Genomic DNA, 15,716 nt, shown 5'->3' on the forward strand with positions numbered 1-15,716 from the left:
TAACGCTATAAATCAAACCAGACCAAGCACGGTGAGCAATACATCAATTAGCTTGATCCCAACAAACGGCACCAGCAAACCGCCCAGACCATAAATCAGCAGATTGCTGCGCAAGAGCTGCGCCGCGCTTTGCGCCTGATAGCGCACGCCACGCAGCGCCAGCGGGATCAGCACCACGATAATCAGCGCATTGAAAATCACCGCCGACAAAATCGCCGAGGCCGGGCTGGTGAGCCCCATGACATTGAGCGCATTCAATTGCGGATAGGTGCTGGCAAAGGCGGCCGGAATAATCGCGAAATACTTGGCCACGTCGTTCGAGACCGAGAAAGTGGTCAGCGCGCCGCGGGTCATCAGCATCTGCTTGCCGATCTCCACAATCTCGATCAGCTTGGTCGGGTTGGAATCCAGATCCACCATATTCCCGGCCTCTTTGGCCGCCTGCGTACCGGTATTCATCGCCACCGCCACATCGGCCTGCGCCAAGGCGGGCGCATCATTGGTGCCATCGCCGGTCATCGCCACCAGTTTGCCTTCGGCCTGCGTCTGGCGAATCAGCGCCAGCTTGGCCTCCGGCGTGGCTTCGGCCAGAAAATCATCCACGCCGGCTTCAGCGGCAATGGCCGCGGCGGTGAGCGGGTTATCCCCGGTGATCATCACCGTCTTGATCCCCATCGCCCGCAGCTCGGCAAAGCGCTCTTTGATGCCGCCTTTGACGATATCTTTGAGCTCAATCACGCCCAGCACGCGCTGGTTTTCTGCCACCAAGAGCGGCGTAGCGCCGCGGCGCGCCACTTCGTCGGCCTGTTTGGCCACGCTGGCCGGAAAATCTTGCCCGGCGGCCAGCACATACTGGCGAATCGCATCCACCGCACCCTTGCGGATTTCCCGCCCATCCACATCCACGCCACTCATGCGCGTTTGTGCGGTGAACGGGATAAAGCTGACCTGATGTTGCTCCAGCTGCCGCTCGCGCAGATTAAAGCGCTGTTTGGCCAAGACCACGATGCTGCGCCCTTCTGGCGTCTCATCGGCCAGTGAAGCAAATTGCGCCGCATCGGCCAGCGCTTCTTCGCTCACCCCAGCCGCAGGGATAAACTGCACCGCCTGGCGATTACCCAGCGTGATGGTGCCGGTTTTATCCAGCAGCAACACATCCACATCGCCCGCCGCTTCCACCGCGCGGCCCGAGGTGGCAATCACATTGGCCCCCAGCATCCGGCTCATCCCGGCCACCCCAATCGCCGAAAGCAAGCCGCCAATCGTGGTCGGGATCAGACACACCAACAGGGCCACCAGCACGGTCAGCGACACCGGCTGGCCACTACCCGCCGCCGCCACGCTAAATTGCGAAAACGGTAGCAGCGTGATGGTTACCACCAGAAACACAATCGTCAGCGCCACCAGCAAGATAGTGAGGGCGATTTCATTCGGGGTTTTCTGGCGTTTGGCGCCTTCCACCATGGCGATCATCCGATCAAGAAAGGCCTCGCCGGGGTTGGCCGTGACGCGCGCCACCACCCAATCGGAGAGCACCCGCGTACCGCCAGTAATCGCCGAAAAATCGCCCCCCGCTTCGCGGATTACGGGGGCCGATTCACCGGTAATGGCCGACTCATCCACCGAGGCCACGCCGACCAGCACTTCGCCATCGGCCGGCACCACATCCCCAGCCAAAATCAGCAAAAGATCGCCTTTGCGCAGGCTGGCGCTATCGGTGATTTCGGGGCTGGCATCGGGATCAGGGGTTTTCAGCTTGCGCGCCAGCACGTTTTTCTTGGTGCTACGCAGGCTGGCGGCCTGCGCTTTACTGCGCCCTTCGGCCAGTGCTTCGGCAAAATTGGCAAACAGCACGGTAAACCACAGCCACAGGCTAATGGCGGCAATCAGCCCGGCCGGCGCATCGCCCTGGCCCAAGCAGGCTTGCACCCACAGCGCGCTGGTGAACCACGCGCCCACATACACCACCAGCATCACCGGATTGCGCCACTGTACTTGTGGCGCGAGTTTGGTCACGGCAGCCCACAGCGCAGGCTTGACCAGCGCGGGGTCCAGCAGTGATTGACTTTGTGACATCGTCAAATCCTTTTTCTGATTCTTTCTTGGGGTATAGCCATCAAGCTCAATATTGATTAGGCTTCGATAGCCATACCCACCTAGGTATTCTTCACAAACAGCTTAGTGCGCCACCTGCCACAGCTGCAGATGCTCCACAATAGGCCCCAGCGCCAAAGCCGGGATGTAATTGAGCAAGCCCACCAGCAACACCGCCCCCACCAACAACCCCACAAACAGCGGGCCATGCGTGGGCAACGTGCCGGCATTCACCGGCAATCGCGGCTTAGCGGCCAGCGCGCCGGCCATGGCCAGCACCGGCACAATCACCGCAAAGCGCCCCAGCCACATCGCCGCCCCGAGCAGGAAGTTATAAAACGGGGTATTGGCCGAGAGGCCGGCAAAGGCCGAGCCATTGTTATTGGCCGCACTCGAGAGCGCATACAGCACTTCGCTAAAGCCATGCGCGCCGGGGTTGAAAATACCGGCCCGGCCACTGGCCAGCGACACCGCCAGCGCCGTGCCCAAGAGCACCAATAGCGGCGTCACCAGAATTACCAGCGCGGTCATTTTCATCTCGAAGCTTTCGATTTTTTTGCCCAGGTATTCCGGCGTGCGGCCCACCATCAGCCCGGCGATAAACACCGCCAGCAAGGCAAACACCAGCATGCCGTATAAACCCGCGCCCACGCCGCCAAACACCACCTCGCCCAGCTGCATCAACAGCGTGGGGATCATGCCGCCCAGCGGCGTGAAGGAGGCGTGCATGGCATTCACCGCGCCGCAAGAGGCGGCAGTCGTGATAGTGGCAAACAAGCTGCTGGCCACAATGCCAAAGCGCGCTTCCTTGCCTTCCAGATTCACCAGCTGATCAAGGCCCAGTGTGGCCCAGCGCGGATTACCGGCCTGCTCCGCCGCCACCAGCACGCCGTAGGCCAGCACAAACAGCAGCGTCATCGCGGCCAAGATCGTCCAGCCCTGCCGGCGATCACCCACCTGCTGGCCAAAACTGAGCACCAGCGCCGCCGGAATCAGGAAAATCGCCAGCATTTGCAGGAAATTACTCAGCGGCGTTGGGTTTTCGTAGGGGTGGGCCGAGTTGGCATTGAAAAAACCACCGCCATTGGTGCCCAATAGCTTGATCGCTTCTTGCGAGGCCACCGGGCCCATCGGCAGGGTTTGGGTCTGGGTCGACACGCTTTCCAGCACCGCGTGGCCTTGCGCGTCTTTCATGGCTTGGCCAGCGGCATCGAGCTTAGGCTGGCTATAGCTTTGCGCCTCGAGCAGGCGGGCGCTTTGGTAAGGCTTGAAGTTCTGGATTACGCCCTGGCTCACCAGCGCCAGCGCCAACAGCAGCGACAGCGGCAGCAAGATATACAAAGTCCCGCGGGTCAGATCGACCCAGAAATTGCCGATCGTGCGCACCGATTTACGCGCAAAACCCCGAATCAGCGCCACCGCCACCGCCAGCCCAGTGGCGGCCGACACGAAATTCTGCACCGCCAGGCCCAGCATCTGGGTGAGATAACTCATGGTGCTTTCGCCGCCATAGCCTTGCCAGTTGGTATTGGTGACAAAGGAAATCGCGGTATTGAGGGCCGAATCGCTACTCACCGCGCCAAAGGCCTCTGGGTTGAGCGGCAGCACGCCCTGCGCACGCTGCAAGGCATACAGAGCCAGAAAACCCAGTACATTGAATAGCAGCAGCCCCAGCGCATAGGCCAGCCAGTGTTGCTCTTGTTTAGGCTCTACCCCAGCCAGCCGATACAGCCCGTGCTCCAGCCATTGCACCGGCCGCAACACGCGGGGAATATCGCCGGCCATCACCCGCGTCAGCCAGCGGCTGAGCGGCATCGCCAGTAAAATCAAGACGCCCAGATACAGCGCCAGCTGAAAAAAAGCATTGGCGGTCATTTAAAAACGCTCCGGGTTAAATAGCACATACAACAACAGCACCAGCAAGGCCAGCGCGAGGCCTGCGGCCACCCACAACATGCTCAACATGCGGCACCTCCCGTGCGTCGGCACAACTGCAGCAGCCCGTAAATCGCCAGATTCAAAGCAAAGGCCAGCAACAGACAATCAAGATCAGACATCAGAATCACCTTGCAAAACGCAGCACCCCCACGGCACTGCGGACGCTGTCACTGTAAAAATCGGCGGGTAAAATCGGTGCAAAAAGGCAGTGGCGCAATATAAAAAAAGTATAAAAATCGCCCGCCATGCCGCGGATTGGCGGCAGCGGCTGGCGATTTTTATGCGCTCTTAATGGGGTAAGACGGTTTTTTTGCACCGCTTTTGCAGGGCGCAGCCTAGGCTGGCGAGGTGTTCAACCACGGAGCAAACCGATGCGACCCATCGCCATCTGCCAACACGAGCGCAACCAAGGCCCAGGTTTTTTACAGCAATACCTCGACCGGTATGCGCTGCCATACCGCATATTTGCTATCGATGAGGGCGATACCCCGCCTAGCAAAGCGGCCGAATTTAGCGGCATTGTGCTCTTGGGCAGCAATGCCAGCGCCAATGACGGCTACAGCTGGCTACGCCGCGAAGATCAATTACTGCAAGATGCGCTGGCGCGGCAGTGCCCGATTCTGGGGCATTGTTTTGGCGGCCAGATGCTGGCCCGGGCGCTGGGCGCCAGCGTGCGGCGCAATAGCGTGCCGCAGATTGGCTGGGGCAAGGTATTGCTCACCCGTTTTAGCGAGGCGCACCACTGGTTGGGCCCACAGCGGGAAATCGAGATTTTCCACTGGCATTTCGAGACTTTTGCCATTCCGCGTGGCGCTAAACGCGTGCTGTTTGGCACGCATTGCATGAATAAAGGCTTTGCCTACGGCCCGCATCTGGCTTTGCAATCGCATCTGGAAGTCACCGCCGAGAGTATCGCTGCCTGGTGCGAGGAAGGCGCCGAGCAAATTCGCACCTATCAGCATCTGCCCTCGGTGCAAAGCTGGACTGAAATGCAGTTTAAGCTCGATGAAAAAGTCGCCCGCCTGCATCGGGTGGCCGAACATTGCTATCGCAGCTGGCTCACGCAAGTGGCCGGCTGCCCGCCCGAATCACAATTAAGCCACGCCACACTAACGGCCCGGCCGCGCGGTGGCGAGAGCTTTGGCAGTTGGCTCGCGCGCGAAGCAGCACCACTGCGCGCCACGCAATAGAAAAATACCAGCGACACCACGGGCACTTTTGCCGCGGTGCGTAGTCCAGCGAAATGGATTGCGCCCATCAAGACGGCAGGCTGCTGCAAGTCAGTTGTCATCCCGCCTTGCGAGAATAGCTATCGATTCCATTATGAAATGCAATTAGATCAATCGATTGCCGAGGACTACAGTAAAGCCATCCTGAATTTCACCCACAAGGAGTGTCACCATGTCTTCTGTTAGCAAATGCCCGTTTGCCGCTGCCGCCGCGCCACAAGCCAAAGTTGCAGCCCCGACCAATGCCAGCTGGTGGCCTGAACAACTGCGCCTGAGCATCCTGCATCAGCACGGCGCCGAATCAGACCCGATGGGCGCCGATTTTGACTACGCGGCCGAATTTAAAACCCTGGATCTGGATGCCGTCGTGGCCGATCTGAAAGCCCTGATGACCGATTCGCAAGATTGGTGGCCCGCCGATTGGGGCCATTATGGCGGGCTGATGATCCGTATGGCCTGGCACTCGGCCGGCACTTATCGCATTCATGATGGCCGCGGTGGCGCCGGCACCGGCAACCAGCGCTTTGCGCCACTCAATAGCTGGCCGGATAACGGCAATCTGGATAAAGCCCGCCGCCTGCTGTGGCCAATCAAACAAAAATACGGGCGCAAATTATCGTGGGCCGATCTGATGATCTTGGCCGGTAATGTGGCGCTGGAATCGATGGGCTTTAAAACCTTTGGCTTTGCCGGTGGCCGCGCCGATATCTGGGCGCCGGAAGAAGATATCTATTGGGGAATGGAAAAAACCTGGCTTGCCACCAGCGATCAGCCCAATAGCCGCTACTCGGGCGAGCGCCAACTCGAAAACCCACTCGCCGCGGTCCAGATGGGCCTGATTTATGTGAACCCCGAAGGCCCGGATGGCAAGCCCGACCCTGTGGCCTCGGGCCGCGATGTGCGCGAAACCTTTGGCCGCATGGCGATGAATGATGAAGAAACCGTGGCGCTGGTGGCCGGTGGCCATACCTTTGGTAAAGCCCACGGCGCGGGCGACCCGAAACTTGTCGGCCCTGAACCCGAAGCCGCACCACTAGAAGCACAAGGCTTGGGCTGGATTAATAAGCTGGGCAGCGGCAAAGGCATTCATACCACCACCAGTGGCATTGAAGGCGCGTGGAAACCGAACCCAACCACTTGGGATAACGGCTACTTTGACATGCTGTTTGGCTACGAGTGGGAGCTGACCAAGAGCCCCGCCGGCGCGCACCAATGGACGCCGAAAAACTGTAAACCGGAACATCTGATTCCCGACGCGCATGATCCAAGCATCAAGCATCCGCCGATGATGACCACGGCTGATTTGTCGCTGCGCTTTGATCCGGCCTACGAAAAAATCTCGCGCCGTTTCCATCAAGACCCAGCCGCCTTTGCCGATGCCTTTGCCCGCGCGTGGTTTAAACTCACCCACCGCGATTTGGGCCCGCGCAGCCGATATTTGGGTAAATTGGTGCCGCAAGAAGAGCTAATCTGGCAAGACCCTGTACCTGCCGTCAACCATCCACTGGTCGATGCTGCCGATATTGTCGCCCTGAAAGCCCAAGTGCTGGCCAGTAATCTGAGCATTAGCCAGCTGGTGAACACCGCCTGGGCCGCCGCCACCACATTCCGCGGCAGCGATAAGCGCGGTGGCGCCAATGGCGCTCGGATTCGCCTCGCCCCGCAAAAAGACTGGGCCGTGAATAACCCGCCAGAGCTGGCGCAAGTGTTGGCGCTGCTGGAAGACATCCGCAACCGCTTTAACGCTGCGCAAAGCAGCGGCAAGCAGATCTCGTTGGCCGATTTAATCGTGCTGGCGGGCTCCGCCGCCGTAGAAGCCGCCGCGGCCAAAGCGGGCGTAACCATCAGCGTACCGTTCACCCCGGGCCGGACCGACGCCAGCGCCGAGCAGACCGATGTCGAGTCTTTCGCCGTGCTGGAGCCACGCGCCGATGGCTTCCGTAATTTCACGCAGCCAGGGCTAGAAAACGTCGCGGCTGAATTGCTGATCGATAAAGCACAATTGCTCACGCTCAGCGCGCCGGAAATGACGGTATTGGTAGGCGGCATGCGAGTGCTGAACGCCAACACCGGCGGCAGCCAGCATGGCGTATTCACCACGCGCCCCGGCGTATTGAGCACGGATTTCTTTGTCAACCTGCTCGATATGCGCACGCAATGGCAACCAAGCGCCACCTCCGGTATCCTGGAAGGCAAAGATCGCCGCACCGGCGCGCTGAAATGGACGGGCACCGTGGTTGATTTGGTGTTTGGCTCGAATTCACAGCTACGTGCCCTCGCCGAAGTCTATGCCGCCGCCGACGCGCAGGAAAAATTCGTGCACGATTTCGCCGCCGCTTGGGTCAAAGTAATGGAACTGGATCGCTTTGATTTGCGCTAAGCGTTTGAGCAGTAGTTAGATAGAAAACTACCCCGGCCCAGCGCCGGGGTTTGTTTTTGTGTGCTGCGCCTAGCCCTTTAGGTGATGGTCCGCAATCATCTAACCAGACCAAAAGTGAGACAAAGCATGCAAGCGATGTGGCTGTTTGATGACTACGATTTGGTTGATCATCTGGTCGGATTAGCTGACCTCCAGGGCAACGCCCCAATATCGGCCAGTAGTATCAACTCAGCTAGCCGCTCCACTATTAACGATTTGGCTGCGGGGTCAGGCGCAGATAGGGGCGGATGGCGCGATAGCCTTGTGGGAAACGACGGGCTATTTCTTCTGGATCTTGCAAAGACGGCACGATCACCACCTCATCACCATCTTGCCAGTCGGCCGGAGTAGCCACCTTATGGCTATCCGTCAGCTGCAAGGAATCAATTACCCGCAAGATTTCAGTGAAATTGCGCCCGGTGCTCGCCGGATAGGTCAGCGTGAGGCGAATTTTCTTTTCAGGGTCGATGATAAACACACTTCTGACGGTGGCATTGACCAATGAATTGGGATGAATCATGTCGTACAGCTCAGCCACTTTGCGGTCAGCGTCGGCCAGAATCGGAAAATTCACCGTGGTGGATTGCGTGTCGTTAATGTCTTGAATCCACTGCTGGTGTGATTCCAGCGGATCGACACTCACCGCGAGTGGTTTTACATTGCGCCGGGCAAATTCGCCCGCCAGTTTGGCCGTTTTGCCAAGCTCGGTGGTGCAGACCGGGGTGAAGTCGGCCGGGTGTGAAAACAGCACGACCCAGTGCGGGCCAGCCCATTCGTGGAAGCGAATTTCACCAATGGTTGATTGCTGCGTAAAGTCGGGGGCGATGTCGCCAAGTCTGAGGGTCATGTTGGGTCTCCGGTGGTGGACGCAATGAGCTTATCAAAGGCCAAAACAAACCATAAATAATATTAAATGTATTGTTTATATTTATTTGATATAAAACTAATGGGCGGGTTTGAAGGCCCGCAAAGCCTCAAAACCACTGGCTTTCGGCTTAAGCGTTTGGGGTTGATAGTGCCCGCAAGGCAGCCAGCGCAGGTGGCGAATCGCCCCGCCGTAGTCCGCCTCGGTGCGGTGCATGGTCGCGCGATTATCACAAATCACTAAATCACCATTACGCCACTGCCAGCGCACTTGATACTCGGGCAATAAGACACTGGCCTGCAACTCATCGAGCAGACTGGCGGCAGTGGTACTCTCCAGCCCATGCAGGCTGGTGAGGAATTCACCCAGCAATAAATGATAAGCCCCCGTTTCGGGGTGCTGGTGCACCAGCGGGTGCAGCGCGCTATGTATGCGGCCTGCCTGGGCAAACTCGCGGCGGTGAATCCCAGCAAGTTGCTGCACCAGATACTGCCATTTGAGTGGCAAGCTTAAATACCCCCCCTCCGTATTAACCCAAACACCATCGCCACCAAGATCTGGAACAGATACCCCCTGCACAATCGATACGGCAGGCAGAGTTGCAGCAAAAGGTACATCAGGATGCCAATCCGGAGATTGATGCAGGCCCTGCCGGCTGTCTAACTCGTAGCCAACACCCTCGCGGCTGTTCTGACTGAATAAGGGGTGGCGATAGGGTGCACCAGCCAGGCCCAACCCGAGCTGCTGCAAACTATTGGAGCTAAGTGCTTGGGCGCGGAAAAACAAAACCTGATAACGCAACAAAGTCCCACGCAGCCAGGTCATTTGGTACTGATCGAGCCGACTCAGGTCTAGGCCGCTGATCTGGGCGCCGATCTGCGGACTCAAAAGTTGCAATTGCACACCTGCGGGCGGTTCAAGCGGATAGGTTTGGTACATAAAAATACCCCACACTCTGCAGTGTGGGGCCCTGTTACCCCGCGCGCGATTACGCCGCAGTTTGGTTAGCGGCAGACTCGTCATTCACCGCCTGGCCTTTGCTGACCTTCGAGCGGGTATGGCTGCGGCGGCCATCAACGGCAAATGGCGCTTCACCAGCGACCGTCACCCGGCGCACCACGCGATGGGCATCGCCATAATCATCAATCGCGTAATGCTGCGTAGCGCGATTATCCCAAATGGCCACATCACCTTCCTGCCAACGCCAGCGTACGGTGTTTTCCAGTCGGATCACATGGTTTTGCAGCACTTCAAAAATCCGGCGGCCTTCGCCGGCAGGGATGCCGACAAAATTCTTGAAGAAATGCCCCAGGAGCAGATGCTTTTCGCCGGTTTCGGGGTGAACATGCACCACGGGATGTTCGGTTTCATACACGGTAGAAGTGAACACTTCTTGATATTGCTTGAGCGCCTCGGCGGTGGCTTTGGGTTTGTAGGCGGCATAGTCGTATTCATTGGTATGCACTGCCCATAGGTTTTCAGCCAGCTGTTGCAGCTCAGGGCTTAAATCCTGATAGGCTGTATGCGTATTTGCCCAAACGGTATCACCCCCCGCGGCCGGAATGGTTACCCCACGCAGGATCGACGCTTTCGGGTAGGCATCCACAAAAGTAACGTCGGTATGCCAAGAATTGGCCCGGCCGCCACGCTTGGAATCAAGCTCCAAAATTAGTTTGGTGCCGGCCTTGGTATGTGCCGTCGGGTGCTGCACCCCAGCCTGACCAAATAGGCTCACCAGGCCTTCTTGCTGCTCATCATCCAGATGCTGTTGGCCACGGAAGAAAATCACCTTGTATTTCAGCCAGGCGGCACGGATGAATTTTTGTACTTCTGCCGGCAGGTCTGCGCCGAGTTGAATACCTCGGATTTCTGCGCCGATGCGGCCTGCAATCGGATGCACGCTGAGGCCCTGAGGAGGATTAGCCAGAATATCGCTCATGTTGGATCTCCAGATTGAATAAGGCTGCGAAATTGCAGTCACCCACTCTGTAGCAAACTGCGCGCCAATATTTCCACCAGAAATATCAATGGATTTATTAGAACAAATAAAGCTTTAGCGCCGCCACCCTGTTGCTTTCCCAACAGTCACGCAACAGGGTGTGGTAATTGCAGGCATTAATCATGCGCCAAGGCCAGCTCACCAGTTGGGGCTTGCTCGGGCGAAAGGCCACCAGACTGATGCGCCCAGAGCTGAGCATAGACCCCACCTTGGGCCAGCAGCTCAGCATGGGCACCATCTTCAACAATCTCACCCTGCGCAAAGACCAAAATACGATCAAGATGGGCAATGGTAGAAAGCCGATGCGCCACCACCAGCACAGTTTTATTCGCCATCAGATTATCCAGGCTGTGCTGAATCCAACGCTCGGTTTGTGAATCCAGCGCCGAGGTCGCTTCATCCAAAATCAGCACGGGTGCGTTTTGCAGCATGGCGCGGGCAATCGCAAGGCGCTGGCGCTGCCCCCCCGAAAGAGATACGCCACGCTCGCCCACCATCGTGTCATAGCCCTGTGGCAAGCGAGCAATAAACTCATGCGCATGCGCCTGACGGGCGGCCTCGATAACTTCCGCGTCGCTCGCCTCGGGGCGCGCATAGCGGATGTTTTCCTTCAGAGAGCGGTGAAAAAGACTGGGCTCTTGCGGAATCATGCTGATTTGCTGGTGCAGCGTGGCCAATTGCATCTGGGTAATGGGTACGCCATCCAGCAAAATATCGCCCTGCTGCACGTCATACCAGCGCAACAGCAAGCTAATCAAGGTGGATTTACCTGAGCCAGAATAGCCAACTACCCCCACCCGCTGCCCCGGCGGAATCGTCAGGTTCAGCCCTTGGAATACCGGCCGACCAGGCTGGTAGGCAAATTCCACTTGGCGAAATTCAATTTGCCCATCGCGGATCGGATGCGGTCGCGCATCGTGCTGATCACTAATTTCATGCGGCCGCACGATGGTATGCACCCCATGCTCGATATTGCCTAAATACTCAAATACCTCGAGAAAGCGTCGCGATAGATTGCGTGCCTCACCGATAATCAGCAAAGACATACTGGTACTCATCACAAAAGCCGCCACCCCAATCTGCCCTTGCGCCCACAGATACAGGGCAAATGCCAGCATGCCGATTTTTAGCAACATCGCCGAGCCAAATTGATACCAGCGTACCCGTTCGGTGTACCAATTGCTGCGGTTCGCATGGATGAGTTCTTCATCCAGATGCCGCTGTAAATAATCGCGCTCAAAGGCTTCCTGCGCAAACAGGCGCACATTGGCTAGATTACTCACCGAATCAACAATCTTACCCGCCGTATAACTACGAGCAGCCGCAAAACGCTGTGCCAGTGGCTGGGCTTTGCGCGCCAACACATAGCTCATTGTCACATACAGAATAATCCAGCTCAGTAGTACGCCCGCCAGGACTGGCGAAGCGCCCCATAGTAAAAAACTCGCCACACAGAAAGTCACCAAAATGGGCCAGAATTCGGTGTGCACGGCCCAGATGGTCTGATTCACACTCATGGCAGTTTCAGTCACCCGATGCGCCAGCGCGCCAGAAAATTGCTGGGCAAAATAGCGATGGGAATGATATTGCAGCCAAGCAAATAGGCGCGCAGTGATCCGATGGCGCTGGCGTGGGCCGACATGCATTTGCACCGCTCCTGCCGCCCGGCTTAGCACCAGCTCGGCTACATTCAAAGCGGCAAAGACCAGCACCAGCTGCACTAAGCCGTGCCAATGAGGGTCAGCGGCCTGCGCGCCGGTCACTTGCGCAACCGTTTTACCCAGAATATAAGGCAGCAACATCGTGCAGGTGGCCGCCCCAGCTTCTAGCACCAACATTAAGGCATACCAGGCCAGAAATGGTTTAATCATGGCCAAGACAAAAGCCCGCGGCCGGTTGGGCAGTGGGCTTGGGAAAATATCAGTCAGCATGGGAAAGGTCATCCAGAAATAACAATAGCCACGGCTTACCGTGGCTATTGGGTAGGTGCTTTTTACACCGCGATCGTTTGCGCGACTGTTGCTGCGGCCGGATGCGCTGGGCGCGCCAGACCGAGGTTTTCTCGCAAAGTGTGGCCACTATATTGCGTGCGGAACAGCCCTCTAGCCTGCAATACCGGGATCACCAATTCGACAAAATCATCTAGCCCAGTAGGTAGAACCGGCGGCATGATGTTAAAGCCATCCGCCGCGCCGGCCTCAAACCACTCAGCCAACTGATCGGCAATCGATTCAGGTGTACCCACAATCGTACGATGACCGCGCGCACCGGCAATCCGCTGATACAGCTGCCGAATCGTTAAGCCTTCACGCTGCGCAATCGAATACATCAGTGCCTGCCGGCTCTTCATGCCATTGGTTTCTGGTAAATCAGGCAGCGGCCCATCAATCTCGTAGGCACTCAAATCAGCGCCAATCAAGGCGGACAAAAGCCCTACCCCCACCGTGGGGTGAATGAGATCTTGCAAGGCCTGATATTTGGCCTGCGCTTCTTCCTCGGTACGCCCCACCACCGGGAAAACGCCCGGCATGATCAAAATCTCTTCCGGCTTGCGGCCATAGCGCGCGGCTCTGGTCTTGATATCGCGGTAGAAGGCCTGTGCATCTGCCAGCTCTTGCCATGCGGTAAAGATCACCTCGGCTGATTCCGCCGCTAGCTCGCGCCCATCTTCTGATGCACCGGCTTGCACCAATACAGGCTGCCCCTGCACTGGCCGGGCAACATTCAATGGCCCCCGCACCTGGAAAAACTCACCCACGTGATTGGGAACGTGGCGTTTATTGCCCTGCAGATAGACACCGCTGGCTTTATCCCGCACAAAGGTATCGTCTTCCCAGCTATTCCAGAGCTTTTTGACCACCTGCACATACTCGCGTGCACGCTGATAGCGCAAGGCATGCGGCAATTGCTCGCGCAGATTAAAATTGCGCGCCTCTTCTTCCGTGGCCGAAGTCACCAAGTTCCAGCCAGCCCGCCCACCCGACAAATGATCCAGTGAGGCAAACTTGCGAGCCAGATGATAAGGCTCGTTGTAGGTTGTCGAAACGGTGGCGATCAGGCCAATATGCTCGGTGACGGCCGACAAGGCAGATAGTAAGGTGAGCGGCTCGAAATGATCTGAATAGGCCGAACGCTCGCCCGCCTCACCCTCACCGCGGGCCGCGAGCCCATCGGCCAGAAACACAGCATCAAACAAGCCGCGCTCGGCCGTTTGCGCTAGGCGTTTATAGTGTTGAAAATCTTGGCCAGCATTAGCTGGCGTTGCGGGGTGGCGCCATGCCGCCACATGATTGCCATAGGCCGGTATAAACGCACCTAAGCGTAATTGGCGTTGACTCATGCGGCCAGCTCCTCTTGATGGGCTACGATTGGCGCAGCGTGGTGTTCAAACGCTAACTCGATCTCGGGCGGATGCTGCAGGGTGTGATGAATTTTGCACAGCCGGGCCGCTTTTTCCAGTCGCACCCGATCATGTGCCGCCAGCGGGCCATGCAATGTCACCCTCACCACAATCGCCCCAATCCGACTGGGAGCCGAACTTTCATAGCCGGTCACATCAACAGTGACATCCTGCAACTGGCTAATGCCATGGGTTTGTGCAAAATGTCGAATCGTACCGGCAGTGCATGCCCCCAATGCCCCCAAAATCAATTCACCCGCACGAAAGGCGTCGGGCGCATTCTCGCCATTACCCGCTCTGCCAACGGCCACATGGGCGGCGCGTGTTTCGATATGCAGATACGCATCGCTATCTTGGCGCACACGCACTTGAATCACATCATTACTCATACTGTTACTCCTCGTTGGGGTAGCCTGCTTAGCCAGCTCCCCCGGCGCCAGGATTAGAATGGACGACTACCCGCCAGGCTGACCCGCTTTAATACGCGGCGCTCAGTTTCGGGAAACGCCGTCCGCGAGTGCAATGTCGCCTGGTTATCCCAGTACACGATGTCACCCAAAGCCCAGCGATGCTCATAGCGGTATTTATCTTGCTGAATATGGGCCCGTAAACGCGCAATCAGCGCCTCAGCTTCAGCCTGATCGATGCCAAGAATTTCTGACTCGGTATGGGTCGACAAAAACAGTACTTTCTTGCCACTGTCGGGATGAGTGCGCACCAGCGGATGCGGGAAACCTGGGCCAAGGATTGGCCGGGCTGGGCTGCGATATTTCGGATATTCCGCCTCAAGCCCTTCCGCTTTACGCTGGGCATTAAGCACATGGCGCAAGAATGGGTTGTAGGTAATGTGCTGCAAGCCTTCCAACTGAGCTTTGGTGGCTTCGTCCAGATCCAGATAGGCTTGATGAATGTTGTACCACGAGGTATCACCCCCGACTGATGACAGCTCAACGGCATACAGCAATGAACCTGCCGATGGGATCGGGGTCCATTGATGATCGGCATGCGGAGTTAACTCGCCATTACCGGTATAACCGCCATCGACATTCGCCACGCGTACTACATCCGGCGCTTTACCCGCGGTATTGGAGGCCAATACGGGCACATCTTCTGGGGGCACAAAGACAGAGCCAAAATACGTGGCAAAGCGCAGCAAGGCCGAATCATCAAGCTCTTGGCGCTTAAAGATCAGAATAAAGTGCTCATGCAGCGCCTTTTTCAAGCGCAAGATAGTGCTTGGATGTTGCGGCTGGTTGGCATCGATCCCCGTCACCGTTGCGCCCAAGGCGCCGTCAACCGGCGTAATTACGATATCGGCCGGGTTTTGCCATTGCACGGTCGCGGTAACCGGCCCCTGTGGCAGTAGCGCACGAGAAACATCATTGGTCAGGTTTTTTACATCAGCCAGATTGGTCATACGAAATTCTCCTTGGTGAGTGACTAGTCGCATTCAGCAGAATCCATGCCAGAGTGCTCAAGCCTGTTATTCCAGAGGTTTTCGTTGTTATTCACCGCGTAACTGCTGTGTTTTGCGCTGCGCTACGCAGCAAACTGCTGCGATATCACCACCCACCCAAAACCGGCACCAACCCGCCTTATTTCATCCCATCTGACCGCACTGTTGATTTTTCAACAGATTGCTGACAGCGCGCAGCGGCCGCTGTTGCGTTCTGTTCAGTTATAACTGTTTTTTCTATAAAAACACGTTGGCACACCTTTTGCTCATATCGAATCGCCAGCGCATCGTGCAGGGAGTGCGATGCCCCGAAATT

Annotated in this window: 12 protein-coding genes; 2 read left to right on the forward strand and 10 right to left on the reverse strand. The window is 57.3% G+C overall.

The genetic code is table 11. From position 1 onward, the window contains the following. Positions 1-12: 12 nt before the first annotated feature. From kdpB to G482_RS20050, 3 genes are all read right to left on the reverse strand, one after another. A complete protein-coding gene (kdpB, locus tag G482_RS0107055; RefSeq protein WP_028449449.1) occupies positions 13-2,076 on the reverse strand; it encodes a potassium-transporting ATPase subunit KdpB in 2,064 nt (687 codons plus the stop codon). A gap of 102 nt (positions 2,077-2,178) precedes the next feature. Further along, positions 2,179-3,969, reverse strand: a complete 1,791-nt coding sequence (gene kdpA / locus G482_RS0107060; RefSeq protein WP_028449450.1) for a potassium-transporting ATPase subunit KdpA — start codon at positions 3,967-3,969, stop codon at positions 2,179-2,181. Next, positions 3,970-4,059 (reverse strand): potassium-transporting ATPase subunit F, encoded by a 90-nt coding sequence (locus G482_RS20050; RefSeq protein ID WP_084414504.1) that lies wholly within the window; start codon positions 4,057-4,059, stop codon positions 3,970-3,972. It lies immediately after the preceding gene. A 344-nt stretch (positions 4,060-4,403) separates the two neighbouring features. Here G482_RS20050 and G482_RS17680 point away from each other — a divergent pair, with 344 nt between their 5' ends. Further along, the gene (locus tag G482_RS17680; RefSeq protein ID WP_051258811.1) at positions 4,404-5,222 is read left to right on the forward strand and encodes a type 1 glutamine amidotransferase; all 819 of its coding nucleotides are present in this window, start codon (positions 4,404-4,406) and stop codon (positions 5,220-5,222) included. 211 nt (positions 5,223-5,433) lie between these two features. Further along, the gene (gene katG, locus G482_RS0107080; protein ID WP_028449451.1) at positions 5,434-7,641 is read left to right on the forward strand and encodes a catalase/peroxidase HPI; all 2,208 of its coding nucleotides are present in this window, start codon (positions 5,434-5,436) and stop codon (positions 7,639-7,641) included. Between the two features lie 247 nt (positions 7,642-7,888). Here katG and G482_RS0107085 read toward each other — a convergent pair whose 3' ends face one another. The 7 genes from G482_RS0107085 to G482_RS0107115 all read right to left on the reverse strand — a co-directional run bounded on the left by G482_RS0107085 (position 7,889) and on the right by G482_RS0107115 (position 15,361). Further along, complete coding sequence (locus tag G482_RS0107085; RefSeq protein ID WP_028449452.1) at positions 7,889-8,527, reverse strand: peroxiredoxin; 639 nt, start codon at positions 8,525-8,527, stop codon at positions 7,889-7,891. 96 nt (positions 8,528-8,623) lie between these two features. Beyond that, positions 8,624-9,442 (reverse strand): TauD/TfdA dioxygenase family protein, encoded by an 819-nt coding sequence (locus G482_RS0107090; RefSeq protein WP_169721059.1) that lies wholly within the window; start codon positions 9,440-9,442, stop codon positions 8,624-8,626. A gap of 91 nt (positions 9,443-9,533) precedes the next feature. Beyond that, positions 9,534-10,484, reverse strand: coding sequence for a TauD/TfdA dioxygenase family protein (locus G482_RS0107095; RefSeq protein WP_028449454.1), 951 nt, complete (start codon positions 10,482-10,484; stop codon positions 9,534-9,536). A 176-nt stretch (positions 10,485-10,660) separates the two neighbouring features. Beyond that, on the reverse strand, positions 10,661-12,475 hold the full coding sequence (locus G482_RS0107100; protein ID WP_028449455.1) for an ABC transporter ATP-binding protein: 1,815 nt from the start codon (positions 12,473-12,475) through the stop codon (positions 10,661-10,663). A gap of 62 nt (positions 12,476-12,537) precedes the next feature. Then, on the reverse strand, positions 12,538-13,884 hold the full coding sequence (locus G482_RS0107105; RefSeq protein ID WP_028449456.1) for an LLM class flavin-dependent oxidoreductase: 1,347 nt from the start codon (positions 13,882-13,884) through the stop codon (positions 12,538-12,540). Continuing rightward, a complete protein-coding gene (locus G482_RS19515; RefSeq protein ID WP_051258813.1) occupies positions 13,881-14,333 on the reverse strand; it encodes an OsmC family protein in 453 nt (150 codons plus the stop codon). The genes G482_RS0107105 and G482_RS19515 overlap by 4 nt, the downstream gene beginning before the upstream one ends. A gap of 53 nt (positions 14,334-14,386) precedes the next feature. After that, positions 14,387-15,361, reverse strand: coding sequence for a TauD/TfdA dioxygenase family protein (locus G482_RS0107115; protein ID WP_084414517.1), 975 nt, complete (start codon positions 15,359-15,361; stop codon positions 14,387-14,389). Positions 15,362-15,716: the final 355 nt, after the last annotated feature.

It is taken from the genome of Chitinibacter tainanensis DSM 15459 (genome assembly GCF_000429785.1).
Classification (GTDB): domain Bacteria; phylum Pseudomonadota; class Gammaproteobacteria; order Burkholderiales; family Chitinibacteraceae; genus Chitinibacter; species Chitinibacter tainanensis.